Genomic DNA, 5,779 nt, shown 5'->3' with positions numbered 1-5,779 from the left:
GTCGTCCAGAAAGAAGAACCGCTCCAGCTCAGGGCGGGTCGGCTCCTCGGCGAACTCCCCGTACGCCTCGGCCTGCTCATCAGTCAGAAATTCCACCGGCACGAAGCGGACCGTAGCCAGCCCCAGCACCCGCCCGGCGATCTTTCCGCGAACCCCAGCGGAGCCCCCAGCTGGCGTGCTAGCCCACCATGATCTTTCTCAGCGCCAACGGCTGTACCGATGTTCCCCGAGGCCGTGCAAGAGCTGGGCCGTCCACGCATCGCGTTGCCATGAGGAAACCCGCGTCCCGGCTCGCCCAAGCCGAGGACGGCATGTCGGTGAGGGCGCCTTTCGTCTACCGCGGTGTGGCTCTTCGGAGGGGCAGGTCTGCCGCAGCCGGCGTGCCTGTGGACCGGGCTCAATCGCGCAGGGTCGGCGTGGCCGGGAGGCCCTCAGCCAGGAGACGGAGCATGGGGTGATCGCTCAGCGCCTGCTGTAGTCCGGCAAGAACTTCGGCCAGAGCAGCTCGCGCCTGGCCGGGCATGCGGTCGAGGATCTGGAGGAGGAGTAGATCCCGCCGCTCGCGGACTCGGGCCAGATGTTCACGGCCCGCAGGGGTCACGCGGACTATGACTTCGCGGCGACTGTCGGGACATGGCCGGCGCTCCACGAAGCCATGAGTCTGGAGACGGTCGACAAGGCGGCAGACCGACGGCGGCGATCCGCCCAGGATGCGGGTGAGGGCCCGCATGCGTATCCCGGTCTCGCGGTCGACGATGTACATCACGCGCAGTTGGGAGACAGAGACATACGGGGGCGGGCCGTCGTTGCGCTCGTGCTCCCACATGACGTCGAGGAGTTCGGCAATACCCCCGGCCTGGCGGGCCACGGCAAGGACTGACTCGAAGCCGGGGCCGGTGTACTCGGTCATCCGTTTTCCAGCCGCGGGGGCTGGTTCCTTGATCCGGATAGTGCACATGCAGTCGGACGAGGCCACAGTCGATGGGTGTGGCAGGTTTGCGGGCACCGGCTCCTGACCCGCGGGCCTGACCTCGGGCAATCAGAACGGGTTTCCCCCCGGTGACAGTGCCCGGCAGTCCATGGCCCTCCGCCGCGGAAGATGACCTGGCGGCCGGAGCCAAGCCGTCTCAGGCCACGGCGGTCGGAGCAACTGATCCGGCGGCGCGCTGGTATTCGGCATTCAGCCGCTGTGCTTCTTCGAGCTGGTCTTCGAGGACGACGATCCGGCAGGCAGCCTCGATGGGAGCGCCCCCGTCGACGAGTTCACGGGCGCGGGCGGCGATACGCAGCTGATAGCGAGAGTACCGGCGGTGTCCGCCCGCGGACCGCAGCGGCGTGATCAGTCGGGCCTCGCCGATCGCACGGAGGAAGCCCTGCGTGGTGCCGAGCAACTCGGCGGCCCGGCCCATCGTGTAGGCGGGGTAGTCGTCGTCATCGATCCGGTCGTACGAGTCGTCTGCTGTCACTTGCACCTCTCTGGGCAACGCGTGGAGGGGCCCTGGCGCACTTCGCGCCAGGGCCCCGAAGGAACAACTACACCATCTGCCGGCCCTGATACTGCGCCGGCCTTCTGTGTCCGCAGCAGCTCACGCAGGGTGTGAGCGTGTGCGGGGATCGCGGTTGCTCGACCGGAGACCACCTCACTATCGATGTCCTGCGGTACCCGGGCTCAGTCATTCCGCCCGGGCGATCCTGATGGCGCCTGGCCCCTCCGTTCAATCCCTCTTCAACCAACCAACTGGTACTGCTCTCCTGCGAACTGCTGATACCGCGTACTGCTTCGTGGCCTGTGACAGCGCCACTCCGGCAGCCAGCCCCGTCGCCCGTCCTGCACCTGCTTCTGGCTTAGAACCCCACTGCCGGACCTCCCGGTGCGCGCGCCCGCAGCCGACGCCTTCACCGAGGTACCGCTCACTCACTTCACTGCGGTCCTGCGAACTGCACTTACCCGTACTGCAACTTCACCTTCGTTCCTGCTCGGTGGCCCCTGATCACTGCGGGCCACCCGGCCCGGTCGCCAGTCCCGTCGCCGACCTGCAACAACCCTGGCTTCGAGACTCCACCGCCGTGCCGTCCAACAAACCGCAACTACCTGTACTGCTCCTGGCAGTTCATGTCTGCCGGGCCCCGCTGACTTCCTGGCTACGAGAGAAACCATAACCAGCCGAGGAGGCAATGTCTACTCCAGCGATCACAGATTTTTGAGCGCCCTGCAGAGAGGTAACCGACCGCCACCGCGGCCACAAACCCCTGGGGCCGGGAACTGCGCCGACCCGCCACGGAGGGGCAGGGAAGGGCTCCGCCCAGCCATCCGCCCGCCGCCCCCAACCGGTGACGGGCGTGCCCGACGTGCAGGCTCACGGCAGCTCGAGCCCATGTCCGGTTGCTGAGATCGGAGCGCGCCGTCTGCCTACGTGCCGCGCTGGTCGTGGGTGTCCTGGCGGAGTTCTTCGGTGCGCCGGGTGAGGGCGTCGATGCGTTCGGCGAGGTCGCCGGTCTCGGGCTGCAGGTAGGCACGGGTCGCGGTCAGGGGACGTAGGAGGCGGGCGGGGTCGTTGTCGGCGAGTGCCAGGTTCAGTTCGCCGACTGCATCTTCGGCACCGGGGTGCAGGTCGGTGAGGGCGGTGATCTGTCCGGCGAGGCGGCGCAGGTCTGCTGCGTTGTCGCGGGCCCAGGTGGTGACGGTGCGTTCGGCGGCGCGGGTGTCGCGGGTGGCCTGGACGCGCTCTTCCCCGGTGGAGCCGGGGGTGCCGGGGCGCAGCCGCAGGTAGCGGCGTTCGGCGGCTTGACGGCTGGCGACCCCGAGGGGGCCGGCGAGGTCGGCCCAGCTCGTGCCCTGCCGGCGGGCGGTTTCGATCAGCCCGCTCTCCCAGCCGGCGAGCTGCTCGCGGATCTCACGGAGCAGCAGCAGGGCGGACAGGGCCAGGTCCGGGTCGGCGTCGGCTGCGGGTGGCTCTGCGGCGGTAGGCGTCCGGGTGGAGGATCGCTGCGCTTCCTTCACGGACTGCTTGATGGCTTCCAGTGCCGCGGCGGCGGCGTGGAAGGGGACCGGTGTGACCGTGCTGGCGGCTTCGTTCATCAGGCTCTCCGTCGATTGTCATCCTCCAGATGACTTCCCGCTTGTCATCGTTTCGATGACATGTTACAACGGATGCACGTTGAAGCGCATTGGCAGTTTCTGCCTGAACCAACTGGAGGTGTTTCGCGATGTTGATGCGCACTGACCCGTTCCGCGAGATGGACCGCATCGTCCAGCAGTTGTCGGGGACGTCCGGGACCTGGTCGAAGCCGTCGGTGATGCCGATGGACGCCTACCGCGAGGGCGACGAATACGTGATCGCTTTCGACCTTCCCGGTGTGAGCACCGAGGCGCTCGACATCGACGTCGAGCGGAACATGCTGACCGTGAAGGCGGAGCGTCGCCCAGTCGCCAAGGCAGACTCCGTGAAGGTGGAACTGTCCGAGCGACCCCTGGGCGTCTTCTCCCGCCAGATCGTCCTCGCGGACACCCTCGACACCGAGCGCATCGAGGCCGACTACGACGCTGGTGTCTTGACCCTGCGCATCCCGATCGCCGAACGCGCCAAGCCCCGCAAGGTCAGCATCAGCTCCGGATCCGGCCGCAAGCAGATCTCCGGCTGAACTCTCAGCCGCTCGCGGAGGGCGGGAAAGCCGACTTCCCCCTGTCCGGGCACCCGCCCTTCGCACCCCTCACCCCTTCACTGGAGGTGACGTGATGTCGACACGCAGGGAGTCGTTCCTGGCCCACGTCCAGGAACGCGGGGAGTACGCAACCGCGGAAGAGGCCGACCGCGTTGCCCGCATCGTCCTGGCCCTGCTCGGCGCACATCTGGTGGGAACCGTACGGGCCGCACTCGCCGCCCGCCTCCCGGAGACGTACGCCCTGATCCTCCTCAACCCGTTGCAGGCGGCGGAACCCCTCTCGCCCGAACGGTTCGTCCGTGCAACCGCCGCCTGGATCGAGGGGGCCACCGAAAAGACGGCCCTGTGGGACATCGGCGCCGTCCTGTCCACAGCAGCTTCTACCGCGGGCGATGACCTCACCTACGAGGTACTCCTCCAGCTCCCACCCGGCTACGACCTCCTCTTCGGCCACCCCCAACCCACCTGACCCCCTCCCCCGGTCTTCGGTCTGACCCTTCGCGCAGAAAGGCACGCCCAGCCATGTACGACCAGCCTCGATCGAACTCCTACCAGGCGTCCATGACGTTCGAGGAAATGCTGGAACGCGTACGCTACGAAGGCGCCTATCCCACCCGCGAACGTGCCGCGGAGGCCGTTCACCAGGTCCTCGCCGCACTCGGCCGCCAGCTGACCGGCCATGAACGTGCCGACCTGGCACAGTGCCTGCCGGTTGAAGCCGCCCTGGCCCTCACCACCTCGGTGCCAGACGGTGAGCCGCTTACGGGCCGGGACTTCGTCAAGGACCTGGCCTCCCGCACCGGAGCCACCCCGGCGACAGCCCGCTGGGACACCGGCGCCGCCCTCGCCGCTGTCACCCGCCTCACCGGACCCGACCTCCTCGCCCGCATCCTGCACCAGCTCCCCGAGGGCTACGCCCTCCTCTTCGGGCAGGCAGAACTGCGCCGCCCTGAGCCTGCGGCCGCCTGAACCAGCCGCCGACGTGTGGAAAGTGGGCAGGGCCGCGCCGCGGAGACCGCACGGCCCTGCCCGACAAAGGGAGCCTTGATCACCTGGTGCGGAGCTGACGCCGCCGATTGTCAGCGGCACAGGTAGCCCGCTCGCGGGTGCAGCGCTTCTGTTCTCCCTCTCTGCAGGATGGTGGAGGGGCCGCGTGAGCAGGAAATATAATCTTCGCCATGTCCAAGCCTGACGAGCTGCTCGTTGACGTCGCCGCCCTGGTGGAGTCCGGGCAGAGTAACCAGATGTCCCTGACCGTGGTCACCGGTGGCGCGGTCATCACCGGCCGGCTGGCGCCCGAGCGGGTGTGGCGGCAGCGGGTGTCTGACGTGCTGAATGATTCCGCCCGCCTTGGGGAGTTCTCCGCCGTCTTCGACACACCTTCCAAAGACGCAGAGATTCCTACGCATCTGCACTTCCATGTCGCCCGGATCCTGCAGGGCACGGTGGGTATCCCCGAGACGGGCGGGATGTACCGGGTGGCGATCGCCGACGTCACTGCCTGGACCATGGGCGACTTCAGCTATTCCGACCGCTGAGCGGCCACCGGGGCAGCAGCCTCTCCACAGCAAGGCGGGCGGGCTGGCGGGCGTCGGCCGGCCCACGCTGTCGTGCATGCTGTCGCCTCGCCTGACGGCCAGGGGCTGTCCGCAGCGTCCCACGCAGAAGGTACGGGGCCATGGTTGAAAGTTGCTTGGCATGCATGCATCGAAGCCGGGTAACCGGCCTGCTGTTCGGCTCCGGCGGGCGGCGGCTGACCACACACTCACTGAGGAGGGGCCGGAGATGACAGCGACGAAGGTAGCGCAGGGGCAAGCCACGGTGCTGCCGGAGATTGCCGACCCCTCACAGGTCGCGCCGAAGGACGCCCGCGAGCTGTCCAAGCTGTTCTTCGACCAGCTCGCCGTCCTGGAAGAGGGCACACCGGAGTACCAGTACGCGCGCAACACCCTCATCGAAATGAACGTCACCCTCGTCCAGTACGCGGCCTCGCGTTTCCGCAGCCGCGGCAGCGAGGAGATGGAGGACATCGTCCAGGTCGGCACGATCGGCCTCATCAAGGCCATCGACCGGTTCGAACTCTCCCGCGAAGTCGAGTTCACCTCCTTCGCCGTCC

8 protein-coding genes are annotated in these 5,779 nt (G+C 67.9%); 5 read left to right on the top strand and 3 right to left on the bottom strand.

Annotated features, from left to right (window positions below; translation table 11 throughout):
- Positions 1–397: 397 nt before the first annotated feature.
- From ACWEBX_RS36755 to ACWEBX_RS36745, 3 genes are all read right to left on the bottom strand, one after another.
- Positions 398–910: a MarR family winged helix-turn-helix transcriptional regulator gene (locus ACWEBX_RS36755; RefSeq protein ID WP_451889088.1), complete on the bottom strand. Its 513-nt coding sequence runs from the start codon at positions 908–910 to the stop codon at positions 398–400.
- A gap of 217 nt (positions 911–1,127) precedes the next feature.
- Positions 1,128–1,466 (bottom strand): helix-turn-helix domain-containing protein, encoded by a 339-nt coding sequence (locus ACWEBX_RS36750; protein WP_451889087.1) that lies wholly within the window; start codon positions 1,464–1,466, stop codon positions 1,128–1,130.
- A 944-nt stretch (positions 1,467–2,410) separates the two neighbouring features.
- A complete protein-coding gene (locus ACWEBX_RS36745; RefSeq protein WP_451889086.1) occupies positions 2,411–3,079 on the bottom strand; it encodes an HSP18 transcriptional regulator in 669 nt (222 codons plus the stop codon).
- Between the two features lie 128 nt (positions 3,080–3,207).
- Here ACWEBX_RS36745 and ACWEBX_RS36740 point away from each other — a divergent pair, with 128 nt between their 5' ends.
- The 5 genes from ACWEBX_RS36740 to ACWEBX_RS36720 all read left to right on the top strand — a co-directional run.
- Positions 3,208–3,642 carry an Hsp20/alpha crystallin family protein gene (locus tag ACWEBX_RS36740; RefSeq protein WP_451889085.1) on the top strand — a complete coding sequence of 145 codons (435 nt, stop codon included), beginning with the start codon at positions 3,208–3,210 and terminating at the stop codon, positions 3,640–3,642.
- 94 nt (positions 3,643–3,736) lie between these two features.
- Positions 3,737–4,132, top strand: coding sequence for a DUF2267 domain-containing protein (locus tag ACWEBX_RS36735; protein WP_451889084.1), 396 nt, complete (start codon positions 3,737–3,739; stop codon positions 4,130–4,132).
- 53 nt (positions 4,133–4,185) lie between these two features.
- Positions 4,186–4,632 carry a DUF2267 domain-containing protein gene (locus tag ACWEBX_RS36730; RefSeq protein ID WP_451889083.1) on the top strand — a complete coding sequence of 149 codons (447 nt, stop codon included), beginning with the start codon at positions 4,186–4,188 and terminating at the stop codon, positions 4,630–4,632.
- 209 nt (positions 4,633–4,841) lie between these two features.
- On the top strand, positions 4,842–5,201 hold the full coding sequence (locus tag ACWEBX_RS36725; protein WP_451889082.1) for a hypothetical protein: 360 nt from the start codon (positions 4,842–4,844) through the stop codon (positions 5,199–5,201).
- 247 nt (positions 5,202–5,448) lie between these two features.
- Positions 5,449–5,779 (top strand): sigma factor (locus tag ACWEBX_RS36720; protein ID WP_451889081.1); only part of this gene is annotated, 331 nt, incomplete at its 3' end.

Source organism: Streptomyces sp. NPDC005070 (assembly GCF_053600395.1).
This window is presented reverse-complemented; position numbering and strand designations above follow the sequence as displayed.

Bases quoted from the DNA above. Each gene is read 5' to 3' on its own strand.
- ACWEBX_RS36740 (WP_451889085.1), top strand. From the start codon at position 3,208: ATGTTGATGCGCACTGACCCGTTCCGCGAGATGGACCGCATCGTCCAG.
- ACWEBX_RS36730 (WP_451889083.1), top strand. From the start codon at position 4,186: ATGTACGACCAGCCTCGATCGAACTCCTACCAGGCGTCCATGACGTTC.
- ACWEBX_RS36725 (WP_451889082.1), top strand. From the start codon at position 4,842: ATGTCCAAGCCTGACGAGCTGCTCGTTGACGTCGCCGCCCTGGTGGAG.
- ACWEBX_RS36735 (WP_451889084.1), top strand. From the start codon at position 3,737: ATGTCGACACGCAGGGAGTCGTTCCTGGCCCACGTCCAGGAACGCGGG.
- ACWEBX_RS36755 (WP_451889088.1), bottom strand. From the start codon at position 910: ATGACCGAGTACACCGGCCCCGGCTTCGAGTCAGTCCTTGCCGTGGCC.
- ACWEBX_RS36745 (WP_451889086.1), bottom strand. From the start codon at position 3,079: ATGAACGAAGCCGCCAGCACGGTCACACCGGTCCCCTTCCACGCCGCC.